Source organism: Kaistella palustris DSM 21579 (assembly GCF_000422265.1).
In the GTDB taxonomy this organism is placed as follows: Bacteria; Bacteroidota; Bacteroidia; order Flavobacteriales; family Weeksellaceae; genus Kaistella; species Kaistella palustris.
The window spans coordinates 148463-167754 of sequence record NZ_AULL01000012.1 but is presented as its reverse complement, the minus strand read 5'-3'; the positions used below and the strand labels follow the sequence as shown (position 1 = coordinate 167754).

General features: G+C 41.6%; 19 protein-coding genes. 10 read left to right on the top strand and 9 right to left on the bottom strand.

Features of this window, described 5'->3' with window-relative positions:
• Positions 1–116: 116 nt before the first annotated feature.
• The 3 genes from H562_RS0101970 to H562_RS0101960 are packed head-to-tail and all read right to left on the bottom strand — an operon-like array spanning position 117 to position 2024.
• Entirely contained in the window at positions 117–446 is a 330-nt protein-coding gene (locus H562_RS0101970) for a hypothetical protein (RefSeq protein WP_027375976.1), read from the bottom strand.
• Positions 446–1261: a 3-methyl-2-oxobutanoate hydroxymethyltransferase gene (panB, locus tag H562_RS0101965; RefSeq protein ID WP_027375975.1), complete on the bottom strand. Its 816-nt coding sequence runs from the start codon at positions 1259–1261 to the stop codon at positions 446–448. Before panB ends, H562_RS0101970 begins: the two co-directional genes overlap by 1 nt.
• A gap of 49 nt (positions 1262–1310) precedes the next feature.
• Positions 1311–2024, bottom strand: coding sequence for a Crp/Fnr family transcriptional regulator (locus H562_RS0101960; protein WP_027375974.1), 714 nt, complete (start codon positions 2022–2024; stop codon positions 1311–1313).
• 92 nt (positions 2025–2116) lie between these two features.
• On the opposite strand from H562_RS0101960, the gene H562_RS0101955 reads away from it, so the two are divergent.
• The 9 genes from H562_RS0101955 to H562_RS0101915 all read left to right on the top strand — a co-directional run bounded on the left by H562_RS0101955 (position 2117) and on the right by H562_RS0101915 (position 11802).
• A complete protein-coding gene (locus H562_RS0101955) occupies positions 2117–4507 on the top strand; it encodes a heavy metal translocating P-type ATPase (RefSeq protein ID WP_027375973.1) in 2391 nt (796 codons plus the stop codon).
• A gap of 112 nt (positions 4508–4619) precedes the next feature.
• Positions 4620–4823 (top strand): cbb3-type cytochrome oxidase assembly protein CcoS, encoded by a 204-nt coding sequence (gene ccoS / locus H562_RS0101950; RefSeq protein WP_027375972.1) that lies wholly within the window; start codon positions 4620–4622, stop codon positions 4821–4823.
• Between the two features lie 5 nt (positions 4824–4828).
• On the top strand, positions 4829–7108 hold the full coding sequence (gene ccoN, locus H562_RS0101945) for a cytochrome-c oxidase, cbb3-type subunit I (RefSeq protein WP_027375971.1): 2280 nt from the start codon (positions 4829–4831) through the stop codon (positions 7106–7108).
• Positions 7109–7116: 8 nt separating this feature from the next.
• Complete coding sequence (locus H562_RS0101940) at positions 7117–7308, top strand: cbb3-type cytochrome oxidase subunit 3 (RefSeq protein WP_027375970.1); 192 nt, start codon at positions 7117–7119, stop codon at positions 7306–7308.
• A gap of 15 nt (positions 7309–7323) precedes the next feature.
• Positions 7324–8202 (top strand): c-type cytochrome, encoded by an 879-nt coding sequence (locus H562_RS0101935; protein WP_027375969.1) that lies wholly within the window; start codon positions 7324–7326, stop codon positions 8200–8202.
• A 94-nt stretch (positions 8203–8296) separates the two neighbouring features.
• Positions 8297–9748, top strand: coding sequence for a cytochrome c oxidase accessory protein CcoG (gene ccoG, locus H562_RS0101930; RefSeq protein WP_027375968.1), 1452 nt, complete (start codon positions 8297–8299; stop codon positions 9746–9748).
• A gap of 6 nt (positions 9749–9754) precedes the next feature.
• A complete protein-coding gene (locus H562_RS0101925) occupies positions 9755–10210 on the top strand; it encodes a FixH family protein (RefSeq protein ID WP_027375967.1) in 456 nt (151 codons plus the stop codon).
• A complete protein-coding gene (locus tag H562_RS0101920) occupies positions 10201–10944 on the top strand; it encodes a sulfite exporter TauE/SafE family protein (RefSeq protein WP_027375966.1) in 744 nt (247 codons plus the stop codon). Before H562_RS0101925 ends, H562_RS0101920 begins: the two co-directional genes overlap by 10 nt.
• A 177-nt stretch (positions 10945–11121) precedes the next feature.
• Positions 11122–11802 (top strand): hypothetical protein, encoded by a 681-nt coding sequence (locus tag H562_RS0101915; protein WP_156831945.1) that lies wholly within the window; start codon positions 11122–11124, stop codon positions 11800–11802.
• A 46-nt stretch (positions 11803–11848) separates the two neighbouring features.
• Here H562_RS0101915 and serS read toward each other — a convergent pair whose 3' ends face one another.
• From serS to H562_RS0101890, 5 genes are all read right to left on the bottom strand, one after another.
• Complete coding sequence (gene serS / locus H562_RS0101910) at positions 11849–13117, bottom strand: serine--tRNA ligase (protein ID WP_027375964.1); 1269 nt, start codon at positions 13115–13117, stop codon at positions 11849–11851.
• A gap of 91 nt (positions 13118–13208) precedes the next feature.
• Positions 13209–13706, bottom strand: coding sequence for a hypothetical protein (locus H562_RS0101905; RefSeq protein WP_027375963.1), 498 nt, complete (start codon positions 13704–13706; stop codon positions 13209–13211).
• 15 nt (positions 13707–13721) lie between these two features.
• A complete protein-coding gene (locus H562_RS14485; RefSeq protein WP_034690415.1) occupies positions 13722–14969 on the bottom strand; it encodes an oligosaccharide flippase family protein in 1248 nt (415 codons plus the stop codon).
• A gap of 2 nt (positions 14970–14971) precedes the next feature.
• Complete coding sequence (locus H562_RS0101895) at positions 14972–16618, bottom strand: asparagine synthase-related protein (protein ID WP_027375962.1); 1647 nt, start codon at positions 16616–16618, stop codon at positions 14972–14974.
• Entirely contained in the window at positions 16615–17739 is a 1125-nt protein-coding gene (locus H562_RS0101890; protein ID WP_027375961.1) for a glycosyltransferase, read from the bottom strand. The genes H562_RS0101895 and H562_RS0101890 overlap by 4 nt, the downstream gene beginning before the upstream one ends.
• Positions 17740–17842: 103 nt before the next feature.
• Between H562_RS0101890 and H562_RS0101885 the strand changes: the two genes are divergently transcribed.
• Positions 17843–18610 carry a class I SAM-dependent methyltransferase gene (locus H562_RS0101885; RefSeq protein WP_169463245.1) on the top strand — a complete coding sequence of 256 codons (768 nt, stop codon included), beginning with the start codon at positions 17843–17845 and terminating at the stop codon, positions 18608–18610.
• 53 nt (positions 18611–18663) lie between these two features.
• Here the strand turns inward: H562_RS0101885 and H562_RS0101880 are convergent, their stop codons facing one another.
• Positions 18664–19155: a hypothetical protein gene (locus tag H562_RS0101880; RefSeq protein ID WP_027375959.1), complete on the bottom strand. Its 492-nt coding sequence runs from the start codon at positions 19153–19155 to the stop codon at positions 18664–18666.
• Between the last annotated feature and the right edge of the window lie 137 nt (positions 19156–19292).

Below are 19292 nucleotides of genomic sequence, written 5' to 3'. Positions count from 1 at the left end.
AAAAGGTCGTAGCTGAAATTAAGCTTAAAAAATCGCTTTCAAAAAAATTCTGCGAATTATAAATCCGCAGAATATTATCAGTTACAGAACTTTCAGCAGGTTATAACCTTTAAGAATTACTGTCGTGTAAGTTTTGGTCTGCTGAAAATTGAAAGAATAACTCCGGCGAAAAGTCCAATGGTTTTAATCATCGCAAACTGCGAATCTTTGGGAAGAAAAGCGCCGATGATGCAAAGTGCAGCAGCAACGTACATAGGATAAAGAAAATTCTTGTTCGTTAAGGTTGGCGCCTGAAAAAAGAAACTCACGCCAATTAAGAGGTAGAACAGTTTATTGTAAAGCAGATCATTGATTTCCGGAGAAAACAGATTGAAAAATCCTACGACCAGGCAAAGCAGCGCGGCAATGGATAAAATTCCCTGAATGGTTTGTGTATTGGTGTTCATTAATAACTTTCGGTTTGGTTAGGGAAATCCGCAGATTTCACATCTTTTACATATTGCGATACAGCGCCGGTAATTTCGGAATACAGATCCAGATAGCGTCGCAGGAATTTTGGAGTAAAGTCTTTGTTCATGCCCACCATATCGTGGTATACAAGCACTTGCCCATCGCAGTCTGCGCCTGCACCAATACCTATTGTAGGAATTGAAATACTCTCCGAAACTTTCTTGGCAAGTTCTGCGGGAATTTTTTCCAGAACCAAAGCGAAGCAACCCAATTCTTCGAGCAGTTTTGCATCACTGATCAGTTTGTCGGCTTCATCGTTTTCCTTTGCGCGGACTTTGTACGTCCCAAACTGGTAGATCGACTGTGGCGTAAGACCCAGATGTCCCATTACCGGAATTCCCGCGTTTACGATTTTTTGAATCGACTCTTCCACTTCACTTCCACCTTCCAGTTTTATGGCGTGTGCTTCGGATTCTTTCATGATCCTAACCGCAGATTCCAACGCTTTTTCGGGGTTTGATTGGTAACTTCCGAAGGGCAGATCTACCACTACCAAAGCTCTGTCGACACCGCGAACCACGCATTGCGCGTGATAAATCATCTGGTCGAGCGTAATTGGCAAAGTAGTTTCGTAGCCGGCCATCACATTCGAGGCTGAATCACCGACCAAAATCGCATCCACGCCGCCGGCGTCTACCATCTTGGCAGTGGTGAAATCGTAGGCTGTAAGCATGGTGATCTTCTCTTTGTCGAATTTCATTTTTCGCAAAGTCTCGGTCGTGATCTTTTTTATTTCAGAATGTACAGACATGTGGCGGCAGTTTTATTTATTAATAATAAAGTCATTAAAAATGAAAAGGTTAGCTCATCAAATGACCTAATTTCCGTAATTTATCGTGCATTAATATTTTAATGTTTCTGCCTTCAACTTCAATTAGACCGTCCTGTTTAAATTCAGAAATCAGGCGGATCGCGCTTTCCGTCGCAGTGCCGATGATATTTGCAATCTCCTCGCGCGTGAGAGAAATATTGATGAATCCTTCCGGATCGGTACCGAGTTTTTGTTCGAGCAAAAGCAGAATTTCCGCCAGTCTTTCACGAACCGTTTTTTGCGCAAGAAAAGTCACGGTGTTTGAAGATTCGCCGAGTTCAAAAGCAATTTTTTGAAGCATTACGAATGAAAGTTTCGGGTCAACTTCCAGAAGGTGAAGAAAAACATCCGCCGGCAAAAAAGTGGTTTCAATGTCAGTCATCGCCTCACCTTTTGCCTGCATATTTTCGCCGCAAAGCAGGGAACGGTAACCGAAGAGATCGCCTTCTTTTATGAAGCGCAGGATCTGCTCTTTGCCATAAACCCCTTGTTTACTAAGTTTCGCAGTTCCTTTGTTTATAAAATAAACACCTTTGGCAGTATCGCCATCCTCGAAAACGGTTTCGCCTTTTCTGAATTTTAAAGACTGTTTTCCGGCAAGGTATTTTTGATAATCCTCTGCTGAAAGTGTTTTCTCAAAAGATTCATCATTAAAAACTTTGAGCAGGTTTTCTTCTATTAAAGTTTGTTTTTCTAAAGACATTATCTATGACATTTGTCAGCAAAAATAGGGCTTTTTAAACCCTTGCCCAAATTTATTTGTTATAAGTTTGCAGGTTGAATTTTGTTAAGGAAGTGCCGGAAAACTGTTTTCATTGCGACCAGATTATCGACAAAGAGCGAATTGCCTTTGATGAGAAAATATTTTGCTGTAACGGCTGTAAGTCGGTCTACGAAATTCTGAATATTCACCAGCTGGGCAACTTCTACGAATTCAACAAAAGCTCCGGGATCCGCCCGGAAAATGAAAATACCGCGCAATTCGATTATCTGGATACGCCGGAGATTTTCGAAAAAGTAACCGACTTTTCGGAGGGGAACACTACCCTTGTGACTTTTAAAATTCCGGTGATCCACTGTTCGTCGTGCATCTGGCTTTTAGAAAGCCTTCATACGCTGAATTCACACATCAAATATTCCCAGGTGAATTTTGCACGCAAGAATGTGCAGATTTCATTCAATCAGGAGGAACTCAAACTCAGCGATCTCGCAAAATTACTTACCAATCTGGGTTACAAACCGGTCATCAATTTAGAGACCGCCGAGAAAAAAGAAGAGCTTATCGACAAAACGCTCGTCATTAAACTCGCCATTGCAGGATTTGCTTTTGGGAACGGAATGTTTTTCTCGTATCCCGAATATGCAGAACAGATCTTGGGAACTACCGATTTCTGGATGGATAAGTATAAAGATCTTTTCCGGTTCATTATGTTTCTGCTTGCTACACCCGTAGTTTTTTATTCTGCTTCCGACTATTTCAAATCTGCCTGGTTCGGACTTAAAAATAAAATTGTAAACATTGATGTTCCTATTGTGCTGGGAATACTTATGCTCTATGGCCGAAGCATTTATGAAGTGCTGACCGATTACGGAGCGGGTTATTTCGATACGCTCTGTGGCTTGCTTTTCTTTATGCTGCTGGGGAAACTCTTTCAGAAACGCACATATAACGCACTTTCCTATGACCGCGATTACAAGTCATTCTATCCGATCGCAGTAACGAAAGTGGATTTTGGCGGGGTGCAGGAAAACATTTTGCTTTCCGATGTAAAAGTAGGCGACCGGATTTTGGTAAGAAATCAGGAAATTATTCCTGTCGACGCCATTTTAATTAATGGCGAAGGTAATATTGACAACAGCTTTATCACAGGCGAAAGCGCCTCAATTCAAAAAAAAGCCGGTGACCGCATTTTCGCAGGCGGCAAGCAAACAGGTTCTGCCCTGGAGCTCGAAGTGATAAAAACCGTGAACCAAAGTTACCTGACTCAGCTTTGGAATAAAGAAGCTTTCAAAAAATTTGAAACCGGACTTGATACTTTAACCAATGAGATTTCGAAATATTTCACCTTCATCATTCTGGGAATTACGCTGATCGCGGGAATTTACTGGGCACGGATCGATTTCGAAAAAATGTTTCAGGTAGTTGCCGCCATACTGATTATTGCATGCCCGTGTGCTTTGGCACTTTCTGCACCTTTTACTTTTGGTCACGTGATGCGGATTCTGGGCAGAAATAAATTTTACGTAAAAGATACATTAACAATTGAAAAAATCTCGAAAACGGGAACACTGGTCTTTGATAAGACCGGAACGATTACACACCACAAACGTTCAGATGTCCGGTTTGATGGCGCCACGCTCTCAGACTTTGATGAAAAGAACATTAAAAGTCTTTTAAAAAATTCAAACCACCCTCTGTCGAAGGCACTTTACGATTTTTTGGATATTGCGGATGAGCATTTTCCTCTGTCGGATTTCCGTGAGATCCCGGGGAAAGGTTATGAAGCGGAAATCCGCGGCAGCCGGTACAAGATCGGCTCCGCAAGTTTAGTTGGCGAGCAAGCTGAAAACCATGAGACATCGGTATACATCAGCAAAGACGGAACATTTTTAGGGAAATACATCTTTAAAAATGAATACCGGGAAAATCTAAAATCGCTATTTAAAAGTCTTTATGGTTACAAAATCCATATTTTAAGCGGTGACAATTCGGCTGAACAGGAACAGTTAAGCAGACTGATCCCGAACGCGGCCGGAATGGCATTCAACCAAAGCCCGGAAGACAAGTTAAACTACATTAAAAACCTACAGGACAAGGGCGAGAAAGTCGCGATGTTCGGCGATGGTTTGAACGACGCCGGCGCATTGAAGCAAAGTAATGTAGGTATTGCAGTGGCCGATGATACCAACTCGTTTACCCCGTCTTCGGATGTGATCATGTCCGGCGAAAAACTGGTTGAATTTGCAAAATACCTGAGCTTCAGTAAAGATGCGATGACCATTGTAAAGATGACATTTGCGCTGAGTTTCCTGTATAATATCTTAGGTTTGACTTTTGCAGTAACCGGCCACATGTCGCCACTCTTTGCGGCGATCCTGATGCCCATCAGCTCGATCAGCGTAGTTGCATTTACGTCTGCAGCGACGTGGTGGCGCAGTATAAAATACTTTAAATTAAAGGGTTAGTGTACTTAAACTCTTATTTAGAAATGATTTAAATTAACATCATTTAACATTAATTGACGAAAATCATATTTTTTGAGTAAATTTGGCTGAATTTTATAATAAATTTGCAGAAATGGATATTTTGTACTTGATGATTCTCTGCAGCGTTTTACTGGCTGTTGTATTTCTCATCATTTTTATTGTAAGTGCGAAAAGTGGCCAGTTCGAAGATGATGAATCTCCTGCAGTACGGATACTGATGGATTCAGAGATTATCAAAGAAAAACCATCACCGGAAAAGGAGGTGGAAGTTAGTAAAGAAGAAAAAAGTGATTAATTTATATGGAAACACAAAAGTTTAGTTATGACAACGGCATTGTGCGCGCATTCCTCTACGCAACCATCGTCTTCGGACTTGTAGGATTTTTGCTGGGACTTACCGCCGCATTGATGTTATTTTATCCCGAACTTCCTGAGTATTTTTTCGGTACAGATGATGCTACGATCGCGAGTCTGCAGAGCGGAAATTTACAGGGACTCATCAACACCCACGGCGCTTTCGGTTTTGGCCGGATCAGAATGCTGCACACCAGTGCGGTAATTTTTGCGTTCGTTTGTAACGGTTTCTTTGCCGGAGCTTATTACTCCATTCAAAGGCTTCTGAAAACCAGAATGTGGAGTGACACTTTATCGTGGATCCATTTCTGGGGTTGGCAGCTGATGATCGTTTCTGTAGTAATTACCTTCCTGATGGGGATTAACACCTCCAAGGAATATGCTGAGCACGAGTGGCCAATTGATATTTTAATCACGGTGATCTGGGTAATTTTCGGTGCCAATATGATCGGTACCATCTTCATCCGACGGGTGCGTCACCTTTACGTAGCGATCTGGTTCTATTTGGGAACCTGGGTTGCAATCGCGATGCTGCATATCTTCAATAATCTGGAAGTACCTTTAACTTTTACCGGCTGGAAGTCATATTCCGCTTACGCAGGTGTAAAAGATGCATTGGTGCAGTGGTGGTACGGTCACAACGCCGTAGCTTTCGTTCTCACGACGCCAATTTTAGGTCTGATGTATTATTTCTTACCTAAGGCTGCAGACCGCCCTGTTTTCTCTTATAAACTTTCAATCATTCACTTCTGGTCGCTGATCTTTGTCTACATCTGGGCAGGACCTCACCACTTACAGTACACTGCAATTCCAGCATGGGCACAGGCTTTGGGAACAGGTTTCTCCATCATGCTGATCGCTCCTTCCTGGGGTGGAATGCTTAATGGGCTGCTGACCTTGCGTGGCGCGTGGGACAAAGTACGAGAAAATCCGGTACTGAAGTTTTTCGTGGTAGCAGTAACATGTTACGGTATGGCGACATTTGAAGGTCCGCTTCTGGCTACAAAAACATTAAATAAGATCGGTCACTTTACCGACTGGGTAATTGGTCACGTACATATCGGCGCTCTGGGCTGGAATGGTTTTATGACTTTCGGTATGATCTACTACCTTTTGCCGATCATGTGGAGAACCAAACTGTGGTCTACCAAATTAGCTAACTGGCATTTCTGGCTGGGCACTTTAGGAATTATTTTCTACGCTGTACCTTTATACATCGCCGGATTTACCCAGGGATTAATGTGGAAACAATTCAACCCGGACGGAACTTTACTTTATAAAAACTGGCTGGATACTGTAACAGCAATCATTCCATATTACGAAATGCGTTTTGTGGGTGGTCTGTTCTATATTTCCGGTGCGATCCTTATGGTTATTAATGTTGTTGCCACTGTTAGAAGCGGATCCTTCCAGAAAGAAGTTCCTGCAGAAGCTCCGGCTCTGGCAGCAATTACCAAGAAAAGAAAAGAAGGCGAAGGATTTCACCTTTGGTTGGAGAGAACTCCGATATTGTTAACTGTACTGTCATTCGTGGCAGTAGCGATTGGCGGTTTCCTGGAAATTGTTCCTACGCTCACGATTAAAGAAAATGTACCTACGATTGCCGCGGTAAAACCATATTCACCGCTTGAGCTTGAAGGGCGCGACCTGTACATCCGTGAAGGCTGTAACGCTTGTCACACGCAGATCATCCGTCCTTTCCGTGATGAAGTGGTGCGATTCAATGGTAAAAACGGTCAGTATTCCAAAGCGGGTGAATTCATCTATGACAGACCGTTCCTTTGGGGATCCAAAAGAACAGGACCGGATTTACAGCGCGAAGGTGGTAAAAACCCAAGTTCATGGCACTACAAGCACATGTTGAATCCACGTGTTACATCCGCAGGATCGATTATGCCACGATATCCATGGTTGATTGCCCGCGATCTTGACCGTAGCCAGACTGTGGCGAAAATCGAACTCATGAAAAATGTATTCGATGTTCCTTATACGCAAGCTCAGGTCGATTCTGTAGATTCATGGGCAGATAACCAGGCAAAGTTCATTGTAAAGCAAATCTATTCTGAAGCAGCTGACGTTAAAAACGCATATGCGGAAAGAAAAGCACAGCAAGGCGCGGATTTTGTACCACTGGAGAAAAAAGAGATCATTGCACTGATCGCCTACCTGCAGAGACTGGGAACAGACATTAAAACAACAGAAATTAAAACCGCAAGTACAAACTAATATATAATATGATACCTCAGAGTTTAAAAGACATTCTCTCAAACGGCGAAAATGTGGGCTTTTACCAAACGCTCGCCATGATTATATTTCTGATTTTATTCTTAGGTATCGTATTTTATGTTTTTTCAAGGTCAAAAAAACATTACGATGAGGAAGCAAACGCTCCTCTGAACGATGACATTGACGAAAAAAAACTGTAATCAAAAAACAATAAAATGAAACCAAGAACGCCCGTTTACATTACGATTGCTATAATACTTGTGATTCTTTTCATTATGTATTTTATGTTCATACAGAACATCTCGTTCCTTTCCTCACCTTATTTCTGGTTTACTGTAGTAATTGCCGCCATACTGGCAATGATCCAGCATGCAATTGGCGACCTGATCGAGAACGATAAATTCAAGAGCCTTTCGGATACCGAAAAAGCAGAATATCTGCAGTCCAAACAGACTCCCTATTTTAAGTCTCTTTTTGAAAGCGCCTTTAAAAAGCAACCTGCCGGAGATGAAAAAGACCTTCTTATCGACCACGGGTTTGATGGAATTATGGAGCTCGACAATCAGTTACCGAGATGGTGGCTGGGACTTTTCTACTTCGGTGTGGCATACTGTATCATTTACATGCTTTCGTACTGGCTCACGGATTTTGCAAATCCGATTAAGGAATATGATGCTGAATATAAAGCACAGACCGCAAGTATCGCTGAATACGTAAAAAACACACCGCCGCCTACCATCGAAAATGCAGAATATTCGCCGGACAACATTGCTGCGGGTGAAGAAGTATTTAAAACAAACTGCGTTTCCTGCCATGGCGAGGGTGGCCGTGGCGGTATCGGACCAAATCTTACCGATAACGCATGGATTAACCAGCCGGAAAAAACCTTATTTAAAAACGTTTTCCATATGGTAGAAAACGGTTCACCAAATAATCCTGCAATGCAGGCATGGGGAAAAAATGGCGTCCTAACAGGATTTGACATTCAAAACGTCGCAGCTTATGTTTATCACATTAACCAGGAACAAAATCCCATAACTCCGGCTGAAGGCGGGGCAGCTCCTCAGGGAACTGTCGCTAACTGGGAGAAATAATATTAAAAAACTGTAATAATTTTGAAAACATAATCCGCGATTCTGGTACATACGAGAATACGGGTTATGTTTTTTGTTTAACGAGAGTTTAGAAATGGCTGAACAAGATAATGTATTTAGAGGAGGACAGGGACAGGTTGTAGAAGCGGAAACCTTTAGGGATTCTGTAGGAACCATGGATCAGTCCGGGAAACGGAAATGGGTTTTTCCCCGTAAACCAAGTGGACGTTATACGAACTACCGGACTATAGTCGCCGTTTTCCTGTTGGCTTTATTCTTCATCCTACCTTTTATCAGGATTAATGGCAATCCTTTTCTTTTAGTCAATGTGGTTGAAAGGCACTTTTACATATTTGGCCAGCCCTTTTACCCGCAGGATTTCTTTATCCTTGCACTGGGAGCAATCACCTCGATTGTCTTCATTATTTTATTCACTGTGGTATTTGGCCGAATCTTCTGTGGCTGGATCTGTCCACAAACCATATTTTTGGAGATGGTTTTCCGTAAAATAGAATATGCAATCGAGGGCGACCGTAATAAACAGATGAGACTCGACCGCCAGGAGTGGAACTATGAGAAGATCTGGAAACGGGCTTTAAAATGGTCGATCTATATTGTGATCTCACTGATCATCACACACTGGATGTTTATGTATATCGTAGGTTACCAGGAAGTTTTTGATATGATCAAAGAAGGTCCACTTACAAATTTCACAAGTTTTCTGGTGATGATTATTTTCACGGCTTCATTTTACTTTACGTTTGCATGGTTCCGCGAGCAGGTCTGCACACTTGTCTGCCCGTACGGACGACTGCAGGGAGTTTTGATCGACAAACAGACTATTAATGTTTACTACGACTTTAAAAGAGGTGAAAACCGTGCAAAATGGAGAAAAGGTGAAGACCGTGCGGCTGCCGGAAAAGGCGACTGTATCGACTGTAACCAGTGCGTGGTCGTATGCCCAACCGGTATTGATATCCGCGATGGCCAGCAGCTTGAGTGTGTAAACTGTACTGCCTGTATCGACGCATGTGACGAAGTAATGGTAAAAACCGGATTGCCACCAGGACTGATCCGCTATGCCACCGAAGACGAAATCGAAAAAGAGCTTCCGTTCAAATATACCACAAGGACCAAAGCTTACACCGTAGTTCTGGCGTTGATGATCGGTTTCCTGGGTTTTTTGCTGTATAACAGAAATCCAGTCGAAGCTAAATTCATTAAACCTGCAGGTTCTTCGTTTTTTGTACGCGACAGTAAAATAACAAACACCTACAATTATACTTTTCTAAATAAAAGTAACAGGGATGCGGTGCTGACCATCAAAGTGCTGGAACCGGCAAACGGCGAAATATCTTTGAGCCAGACCAACAAGATCAAAATTAAAAAAGGTGACATTACAAAAGGGACTGTAAACATCAGTTTCCCGCAAAAAGACATCAAACTCTCAAAACAAAACATCAGTATTGGCGTTTATGATGAGAATGGTAAATTACTCGACACTTTTAAAACTTACTTTGAAGGACCATTTAAACTTCAATTTTAATCCGATATGTTAAAAAAATTCACTTGGGGCCACGGTGTAATTCTGGCGCTTGGTTCTTTCATTGCTTTCATACTTTTTATGATCCTGGTTTTCCCAAACGGCAAGCAAAATGCAGATCTGGTAACAGATGATTACTACACCGAAGAACTGAATTACCAGCAGGTCATCGATGCCAAAAACAATGCAGACGCTTTGCCGGAGAAACCTGTCTATACGCAGAAACCGGACGGGATCTATCTGGCTTTCCCACAGGCTATACTGCCCGATAACGCAAAGATACACTTCGACCTTTACCGCACCAATGACTCGAACCTCGATGTAAAAAAAGAGTTGCAGCTTGACTCGAAAAATTCGGTGCTCATTCCCGCAAAAGTACTTTCTGCAGGATCTTATACGCTGAAGCTTAAATGGCAGTTTCAAAAGAAGCCGCACGAAATCGATTACGACGTACAATGGAAATAGCACTTATTATTTCGGCGCTTGGTTTAGGTTTCGCTTCCGGCTTCCACTGTATCGGAATGTGCGGGCCTATTGCACTTTCACTGGGTTTAACCAGAAAGCAGGCAACGAATTACTATCTGCAGAACTTAACTTACCAATTTGGCCGGATCTTTACCTATTCTTTTTTGGGTGCCGTCTTAGGAATTATTGGTAAAAGCTTTCAGCTTGCCGGTTTCCAGCAGTATCTCACCATCCTGGTCGGCGTATTGCTGATCATTATGGCGGTTTTTTCATTTGGTGGTAATAACTTCGCCTCCAAAATTCCCTTTCTTTCTCATTTTTTATTAAAAATAAAGATGAATTTGGGGAAACTTTTACAAAAAGCCGATTATCGGTCACGTTTCAGCACAGGAATCCTAAATGGTTTGCTGCCTTGTGGAATGGTTTATATGGCGCTCACAGCAAGCTTGGCCGCCGGTGGAATTTGGCAAAGTGCGCTGTTTATGTCGCTTTTCGGTTTGGGAACACTTCCTTTTATGTTTTCAATTGTACTGCTGGGTAATTTAATGACGACCGCTTTCCGCATCAAGGTTCTGAAGATCATCCCGGTAGTGATGATCGTTCTTGGCGGGCTTTTTATACTTCGCGGACTGGAAGTTGGGATCCCCTACATTTCGCCAAAAAAAGAGGCTCTGCAAGTACGCCACAACAATTCCATCGAGCACATGGAGGGCAACCACGAAAGCTGCCATTAAAAAAAGCCCGCAATTCGGGGTGGTCAGTTGCCCGTTTACTTTGGTACTTCTTTTGAATCAAAAAGAAAAAAGTAACACGATGCAAAGTATATCTGCCTATTTCTTCTCGCAATATTTGGACTGCAGTCCTGTTCTGTAAATACCGAAACCACGTACTATAAAGATTCCGCAACAAGCATGGAGTCGAACATTCTTATGGATCAGAGTGCCCTTGGCATGATGGGAATGTTGGGCAATAATTCCGGTTTACTGCAGTCGAAAGAACTGAAAAACATTACCACTGACTGGAAAAGTCTGTATGATATCCAGAAAGATGGACTGGTAACCCTAAACAGTGATTCTGTGCAGATCCTGAAGAAGATGTTTATGAAAGTGAACAAAGAGAAGGGCGAAATTTATGGGCTGTCAATAAAGTACGATAAACTTTTACCCAGTGAAGTTACTGATCTTTTCACCCAAAGCAAACAACTGAAAAGCCTCCCGCTTCAAAACATGGCGACCTGGAACGGGAAAATGCTAACCATAGATACCGATAAGTTCAACAATGCAGAGTTTTTAAGCGAAATGGCCCAACCCGGTAAAACCGAAACGACAGCACCGAAAACCAAAAGCGATTCGCTTGAAGTTTACGGTAAACAGATGGCGCAGGGAATGCTGGGAATGATGAAAATGTTCAATATGAATTTTACCAATACGCTGAAATTCCAAAAGCCGATTAAATCAATTGTCGGTAAACATGATTTTGTGAAGCAGATCGATAACCGAACGGTTCAGATCAATGTCCGCAGTAAGGAACTTTTAGATGGAGGAAAAAATCTCATCAATAAGGATAAAAAAATAATCATCACCACCGAATAAAAGAAAACCACCGCAATTACGGTGGTTTTTAAATTTAATTCTGATTCTACTTAATGACCTCAAACCTCGCGTATTCGGCGATTTTTGCCGGTATTTTTATACCTTCCGCGGTCTGGTTATTTTCTAGAAGAGCAGCCATAATTCTTGGCAGCGCTAGTGCAGAACCGTTTAAAGTATGTACAAGCTGAGTTTTGCCATCTCCTTTAAATCTGCATTTCAGACGGTTCGCCTGGAAATTCTCGAAATTTGAAACCGATGAAACCTCCAGCCATTTTTCCTGTGCGGCGCTCCAAACTTCAAAATCATAAGTCATCGCCGAGGTAAAACCCATATCACCGCCACACAGCCGCAAAATACGGAACGGCAATTCCAGATCGGTGAGAAGCGATTTCACATGCTCCACCATTTCTTCCAAAGCGTTATAGGAGTTCTCAGGTTTTTCGAGGCGTACAATTTCTACTTTTTCAAACTGGTGCAAACGGTTCAAACCGCGGACATGGGCGCCATAACTGCCCGCTTCGCGACGGTAACATTGCGAAAATGCGGTATTTTTAATCGGCAGATCTTTTTCATCAAGCAAAACATCACGGTAAAGATTGGTCACAGGAACTTCGGACGTGGGAATAAGGTAAAGATTATCTTCATTAATGAAATACATCTGCCCTTCCTTATCAGGCAATTGTCCTGTACCGTAACCTGACGCTTCATTTACGACATGTGGTGGATTCACCTCCATATAGCCGGCTTCTACATTCTTATCGAGAAAATATTGCACAAGCGCGCGCTGAAGTCTGGCACCTTTACCAAAATATACAGGGAAACCGGCACCAGCGATTTTTACCCCAAGTTCAAAATCGATCAGATTGTATTTCTTTGCGAGTTCCCAGTGCGGAATTGCGCCTTCACCCAAACCTTCCACATCGTGCGACTGAAAGATGATCTCGTTGTCTTCTGCAGCAGTTCCTGCAACTACTTTTGAGGAAGGAATATTAGGAATCAAATAAAGTATTTCTAAAAGCCGGCTCTCGGTATCTTTCAGTTTTTGCTGTAAACTCTGGGAATTCTCTTTGAATTCGGCTGTTTTAGCTTTTGCGGATTCAACTTCCTGCTTTTTACCTTCTTTCATGAGAATGCCAATTTCCCGTGAAATCCTATTCATTTCCGCTAAATTCTGATCGAGATCAAACTGGATTTTCTTTCTTTCATCATCCACAGCAATTGCTTCTGCCACGAGTTCTGTGTGCTTAAAGTTCCGCTTTTTCAATCCTTCTAAAACGCGCGCCGTATTTTCGCGCAAAAAATTAACCTGTAACATTCAAATGAGATTTAAACTGGTCCAAGCCTGCGCTTAGTACCAAGTAGTTTCCGGCAAATTTACAATTTTTAAAAAGGATTTCCCGCCGAATTTATTTCTGGATTTTTATGGTATTCGGTTCGGTTCCGGCCTTTGTAAACTGAAGAATGCCGTTATAGAAAACCTTTGAAATCTGAAAAAGTTCGGGCGTGGCTGTGTATTGAATGGTCATGGTGTCATTGGCCACACTTGTCGTAGAATCTGTCACCTTCCGTGTGAGCGCCAATGCGATTCTGGATTCATAGGTCTTCGTAACACCGGCCGAATCGATCAGCTTCCGTTTTGCACCTGCAAGATATTCCAGATAAGTTAATGTATCTGCATCTTTTTTAGTTGTGAAACTAACCGGAGCATTATCCGTAAGGCCATAAATATCATTCCAGCGTATATTGCTGTATGAACCCGGAATCTTGCTGTTGAGCATATCCTGCCCGGCAGAATCGATATACAGATTCAGAATCTGATCGATCCGCTGTATACCGTCATCGGTATTTCTGCAGGAAAGCACCGCGAATAAAATGAGGAAAAAGGAGAAAAAGAGATTTTTCATGGTAACAAAGATAAATTATTCCAACTCTTTTAAATAAAGAAAAAAGGAGAACATAAGTGCGAAACCACCTAGAACCATACTCAGGCTTAAGCTTACAGCCATTCCGTTAAATCCGAACCTGGGCACAAGAATAAATGAAACAGCAATAAGTAAAAAAAGCGTGAAAAGTGAAACCATGGTGTTGATCTTCATTTTTCCTACCGCTGAGAGTAAATTACCGTAAAGGTTCCGCAACAGCATATTCAGGCAAAAGCCGCCAAGTAAAAGCGCAAAAGCCCAGGAGTTACCGACATACTTACTGCTGAAAAAAAGCTGCAGAATCTGCGTTTTGAAAAGCAGTCCGAAAACAAAAATTAAAAACGCGACAGGAATGAATATTTTGTAATAATTCCTGATATAATCTGCGAGAAACGATTTGTCTCTATAATTTTTTGCCAAAACCGGAAAATCACTCTGCATAAAAGTGAGGGCTAAAAAAGTAATATTGGCCGGAATTAAAATAGCAACTTTATAGTTTGCCACAGCATTCTCGTTCATCAGAAAACTGAGCATCAAAACATCTGCGGAGAAAAGGGCATCTGAAAGCAAGGCGGTTCCTGAGGCGTGAAGACCGTAGCTCCAGATCTCTTTTTTATGGAATTTAAGAGCTTTCTGAAGGGAGCGGAAATGCTCCCTGCGAAACCAGAACAAAGCCAGAAACGGTGTGCAGGCAATTGTCAAAAGATAACCCATTAAACCAAAAAGATAAGATAGGACCAACAACAGGATCACGCCGCTCACATTTACCACATTGGTGATCTGCGCAAATCCGCGGTTATTTCCAAAGATCCTAAGTTCGGACTGTATATGACTGACCAGATAAAAACCGACCAGCCGCACGGCGAACAAAAGGAAAATGAGCAAAATATCTTCATATTTACTGATGAAAAACAGGCTCACAATCAGGAATATAGCGCTTAACAAAAGCTGATAAATGAAACCTGTACGTAAAAGATAATTTGAAAGGAGTTTTTTTTCTAAAAGATCTGTGCTGATGGCGCCAAAACGCAGCAGACTCTGTTGACTGCCAAATCCGCTGAACGGTGCAAATACCGCAAAAACTGAAGCCACAATGCTTAAAGTTCCAAATTCACCGGCAGGTAAAATCCGGATAATAAACAATGAGCCTAAAAAAGCGCAGACCTTGGCAATCAGCAGCGAAAAAAAAACGTGCTGACCTTTGTTCTGAAAAAAATTATGCAGGAAACTGCGCAGGCTTTTCATCTTTAAAAATAAAGTTTAAAGATAGACAGAATATTTACTGCTTTGGATTTTACCGAAAAGCTGCGCGAATTAAAAAGTTCCTCCACATCCCGGTAAAGTTCCGGGTACCGCTCTAAACGGTGAATATTCCCGTCAAAATAGTTTTGATAATAAGTTTGAATTGCCGGATCGCTATCAAAATAATACTGGTAGGGATACATGCTAGAATTTTGCGGTGTTTTCAATATCTTATCGTTCAGAACCTTAAAACCACGCTTCAGAAACCGGTCGCCAAAAGATGTTTTCCAATTCGCATTGGGTTTCATCAGCGTCCTTTCCCACCGGTATTTTGTTGCTTCCCGGCAATGTTTATTGATCCAGTCGATATAAAAACGGTGATTAAACTTCCATTCCTCCGGAAGCGAGAGCGCGAGGTTCAGAAAGTCTGCCGTCATAAAAGGCGAAGTCTGGTAGCGCTTTTGCTGGAAAACATGTGCACCTAGACCGGTTCTGTTGTACGCCACATTTCGCAGCATAAAGAGTTCTTCACTCTCATACTTTTTTAGAATTTGATCTAAAGACTGCTGTACTCTTGGCAGAAACTTTTCATTTTCCACAATTTTAAAGTAAGTGGGTTTCTTTCGCCGGGGTTCCGTATTGAAACCGCCCAAAACGCCGTCGCCAATCTGGCCGCTGTGAAAGAGTGAAAAATTTTCGTACTTCATATTTTCCAGCGCGTGCTGCACATGAATCCCACCGGTATAAAAAACCATTCCTTCGGAAATCTCGGTGAGTTCATCAATTTTATTTAAAAATTTGCCACCGTTTAAAGGAATAAATTCATAATGAATATCAAAGTCCGCAGCAATTTTCTGCGAGATCGTATGATCAAAGTAACCGGACTGCGAGAAGCAAAGCGCATTTCCCGGCTTATGCTGATTTTTAACGGCATAAAGCATTGCCACACGACTGTCTAAACCGCCGCTTAAAAGTGCGAGATGATCCGTCCCCAATTCCGTATCCTTCTCATATTCAAGCAAAACCGAATTAGAAAAAACCTCATGAATCTGATCGAGTGCATTTGATTTTGAACCGGAAAAACGCGGAGTTCCTGAAGGATTAAAATATTCCTTTTGCTCCACCTGAAGTGCGTTTACATCAATTTCCAGATAATGTGCATCCAGAAGTTTTTTTACATTGGAAAGCGGAGTTTTATCCTCGGGCAAATTGGTAAAACATAACAGCTGATACATCGAGTCCAGATCTGGCTCCGTCGTTATACCGGAATTACGTAGGGTTTTGTTGAGCCGGACCAAACCGGAATCTACAAAAATTCTGTCCTTTTCAACACTGTAAAAAACCCGCTGCGTTGAAGTGATGTTTGTATAAACGAAAACTTTGCCTTTAATTTTATCAAAAATAAAACCGCGGAACTCGCCCTCAAACAGTTTGATGATGGCTTCTTTTTTCTGCAGATATAGTTCCTGAACTAAAGTCGCGATATCCTTTAACGCAAATTCCTGAAGCAACTTTCGCCTATTCAGCAAAACACCTTCAAAAAGAAAATCGAACTGCGGATTCTTTAAATAAAAGCTGTCGTAGTCCTTTGCAATAAAAGAATTTACCCGAACATCGCCAGGAGAAATGACAAGCGAAAATCCCTTTTTCATTTTAAAATAGCTGTGTAAACATCAGAAAACTGTTTTGCAATTGCTTCTACGGAAAATATTTCTGCCGCATATTCTGTAAGAAACTCAGGTCTTTTCTCAAATTCCGACGACATTATTTTAACCATGGCTTTTTCGAGCAGATCTTCATCTGGTTTTTCCAATAAAATTCCTGCACTTTCGGGGAAAAATTCTGAGATTCCACCAACATTTGTGGAGATCACATTCAGGCCGCTTGCGAAAGATTCTGCAATCACGCACGGCTGATTTTCATCATCGCTCAACAATATAAAACAGTCTGCTGATTTCATTTTTGCGGCGATCTGCGGCAAAGTCTGTATGCCAAAAATTTCAATATTGTTTTTAAACCGGGACCGCTGACGGATCTGCTCCAGATGCGAAACATCACCGTCGCCGCCGATCTTTAAGTAAAGGTCATTTCCTTTTTCCATCAGTTTCAGTGCAGCATTCAGGATCTTCTCCGGATTTTTGCGTGCAATCAAATTGGAAACGTGGATGAATGTAAATTGCCCGTTGGGCTTCTCTTTTGGCTCAAAAAGTTTCGTATTCACTACATTTGGAATGACTTTCATCGGAGTTGAAATCCCTAAAAATCTTAGACCAGATAAAAGGTCCTGAGAAACCGGCAAAACCATTTCTGCCTGATTGCCAATAAATTTAGCAATACGTTTTATATTCGACGAAGTAGTTTCTGCATTAATCCGGCGCAGCGCGGTCCAGTGTTCTGTTACTACAAACGGGATTGAATACCGCTTTTTCAGATAAACGGCGAAAAGCATATTGTTATGCAAAACATTGGCGTGAACCAGGTCGGGTTTTTTCAGTTTTTTAAAGCCTAAAGAATACGCCTGCATCCGTCGGAGAAAGTTAACCGCAGGATTGGAGGAATTCCTGTAATAGACAGTTAAAATTTTCAGACCATTCTCCATCTTCTTTTCAACTGCAAATTTCTGAGACTGCCCTTTGATACCGATGGCGTGCAAAACCTCCACGGAATGAATGCCGGAAACAGCTTCGGCATGCCGCTGCACAAAATTACCGTTGGTCGGCTCCGCTTTATTGGGAAACCATGAGGAAATAAAAAGGATGTTTTTCTTCTGCAAAACTCTTTATAAATATTATCTTTGTTTGACACCATTTTGCCAAACAAACCTTCCAGTAACAATGACCGCCAAATTTCAAAAATTATTTTCTTTTCTTAAAATTGTGCTTAAAAGGCCAGCCTTAATTAATCTGATTAATGACAGCAACATCGTTTACGAGGAAAGATTCAAACAAAAATACTCTAATTTTACCAGTTTACCACAGATTGAAATTAAAGATTTGAATGGCGGAAATGCAGTGGAAGAGGTGGAGAGCTTTCTGCTCGACGGAAGTTCGCTTATCACTGATTTACAGCTTCTTGCAACCTTAGCCAACAGAGAATCCGTACAAACTTATTTTGAGATCGGAACATGGCGTGGCGAAAGCGTGCATAATGTCGCGAAGTTTACGAAAGACTGTACTACTCTCAATTTATCGGCAAAGGAAATGGAGAAATTAGGTTGGGAGAAAAAATATGCACAGCAGCACGGGATACTTTCTGAAGGGAATCCTAGAATAATTCACCTTACAGGAAATACCAGAAATTTTGATTTTAAGGGTCTTCAGAAAAAATATGACCTGATATTTATCGACGGTGATCACAGCTACGACATGGTTGTGAGCGACACCAAAAATGTTTTCGCTCACCTGTTACACGAGAATTCTATTGTGGTATGGCACGACTACGCATACAGCGCACAAAAAATCCGGTTCGAGGTTTTCAAAGGAATTTTAGACGGAATTGGCGCCGAAAATCACCGCTATCTTTACCACCCAAAAAACACCATGTGCGCGGTGTTTACGAAAGATAAACTAGCTGCAACGGTTTTTGATGCGTTGGAAATTCCATCGAAAATCTTTGAGATCAACATAAAGCAAAAAAACTTTTGAAAATGATTTCAAAAGTTTTAAGAATATTTAATATTTTGTTGATCAGGTTTCTCTTAACTGATGTAAATCCCCGCCCAGCTTCTTCTTAAAGGCAGCAGAAAATCGCTGAGAAAAGCAATGTAAGAATTTTTAGAAAAGTCGAATACCTGAATATCCGGCGCAAATTTCCCTTCTTTTATACCTTTTTTAAAGTCCTGGAGTTTCAAGGTTTTAACTTCACCGTTTTCTATAAAACTTGCTTTCATACGGTCAAAAAATCCCAGCTGGAACTCATTATCGATCTCTCTGATTACGCCTCCAAGTTCATCAATTGAGCAGCCTGACGCAGCTTCCTTTTCTTCATCCACACAAATGATGATGAACTGGTTTTTCTCAATCTTAAATGAGGCTTCCAGAGGCTTTCCGTGCGCAGCCCATGAACCGATGAAATCATATAATTTTTCGGCGATCACTTTTGTTTCCTTCGCCGAAAACGGGCGCGAAGCCGGATAAATAATTACACGGTAATCGTTAGTTTCTACTATAGAAGATTCTTCAATTTTCATTTTTCTTTCTTTTTCTTAATTCTACAAAACCCAAAACGACCATTAGAAGGCTGGCCGCGGCGCTATAAAAATTAATTTTTCCTGTATCGAAATCTGCAGACCAGATATTTCCCACAAATAACACAAAACCTGCGCTA

What these genes read in the sequence shown, in the direction of transcription:
- H562_RS0101920 (WP_027375966.1), top strand. Translation starts at nt 10,201, where the DNA reads ATGGAAATAGCACTTATTATTTCGGCGCTTGGTTTAGGTTTCGCTTCC.
- H562_RS0101880 (WP_027375959.1), bottom strand. Translation starts at nt 19,155, where the DNA reads ATGAAAATTGAAGAATCTTCTATAGTAGAAACTAACGATTACCGTGTA.
- H562_RS0101970 (WP_027375976.1), bottom strand. Translation starts at nt 446, where the DNA reads ATGAACACCAATACACAAACCATTCAGGGAATTTTATCCATTGCCGCG.
- H562_RS0101925 (WP_027375967.1), top strand. Translation starts at nt 9,755, where the DNA reads ATGTTAAAAAAATTCACTTGGGGCCACGGTGTAATTCTGGCGCTTGGT.
- H562_RS0101895 (WP_027375962.1), bottom strand. Translation starts at nt 16,618, where the DNA reads ATGAAAAAGGGATTTTCGCTTGTCATTTCTCCTGGCGATGTTCGGGTA.
- ccoG (WP_027375968.1), top strand. Translation starts at nt 8,297, where the DNA reads ATGGCTGAACAAGATAATGTATTTAGAGGAGGACAGGGACAGGTTGTA.
- panB (WP_027375975.1), bottom strand. Translation starts at nt 1,261, where the DNA reads ATGTCTGTACATTCTGAAATAAAAAAGATCACGACCGAGACTTTGCGA.
- ccoS (WP_027375972.1), top strand. Translation starts at nt 4,620, where the DNA reads ATGGATATTTTGTACTTGATGATTCTCTGCAGCGTTTTACTGGCTGTT.
- H562_RS0101935 (WP_027375969.1), top strand. Translation starts at nt 7,324, where the DNA reads ATGAAACCAAGAACGCCCGTTTACATTACGATTGCTATAATACTTGTG.
- serS (WP_027375964.1), bottom strand. Translation starts at nt 13,117, where the DNA reads ATGTTACAGGTTAATTTTTTGCGCGAAAATACGGCGCGCGTTTTAGAA.
- H562_RS0101905 (WP_027375963.1), bottom strand. Translation starts at nt 13,706, where the DNA reads ATGAAAAATCTCTTTTTCTCCTTTTTCCTCATTTTATTCGCGGTGCTT.
- H562_RS14485 (WP_034690415.1), bottom strand. Translation starts at nt 14,969, where the DNA reads ATGAAAAGCCTGCGCAGTTTCCTGCATAATTTTTTTCAGAACAAAGGT.
- H562_RS0101940 (WP_027375970.1), top strand. Translation starts at nt 7,117, where the DNA reads ATGATACCTCAGAGTTTAAAAGACATTCTCTCAAACGGCGAAAATGTG.
- H562_RS0101915 (WP_156831945.1), top strand. Translation starts at nt 11,122, where the DNA reads ATGGAGTCGAACATTCTTATGGATCAGAGTGCCCTTGGCATGATGGGA.
- ccoN (WP_027375971.1), top strand. Translation starts at nt 4,829, where the DNA reads ATGGAAACACAAAAGTTTAGTTATGACAACGGCATTGTGCGCGCATTC.
- H562_RS0101960 (WP_027375974.1), bottom strand. Translation starts at nt 2,024, where the DNA reads ATGTCTTTAGAAAAACAAACTTTAATAGAAGAAAACCTGCTCAAAGTT.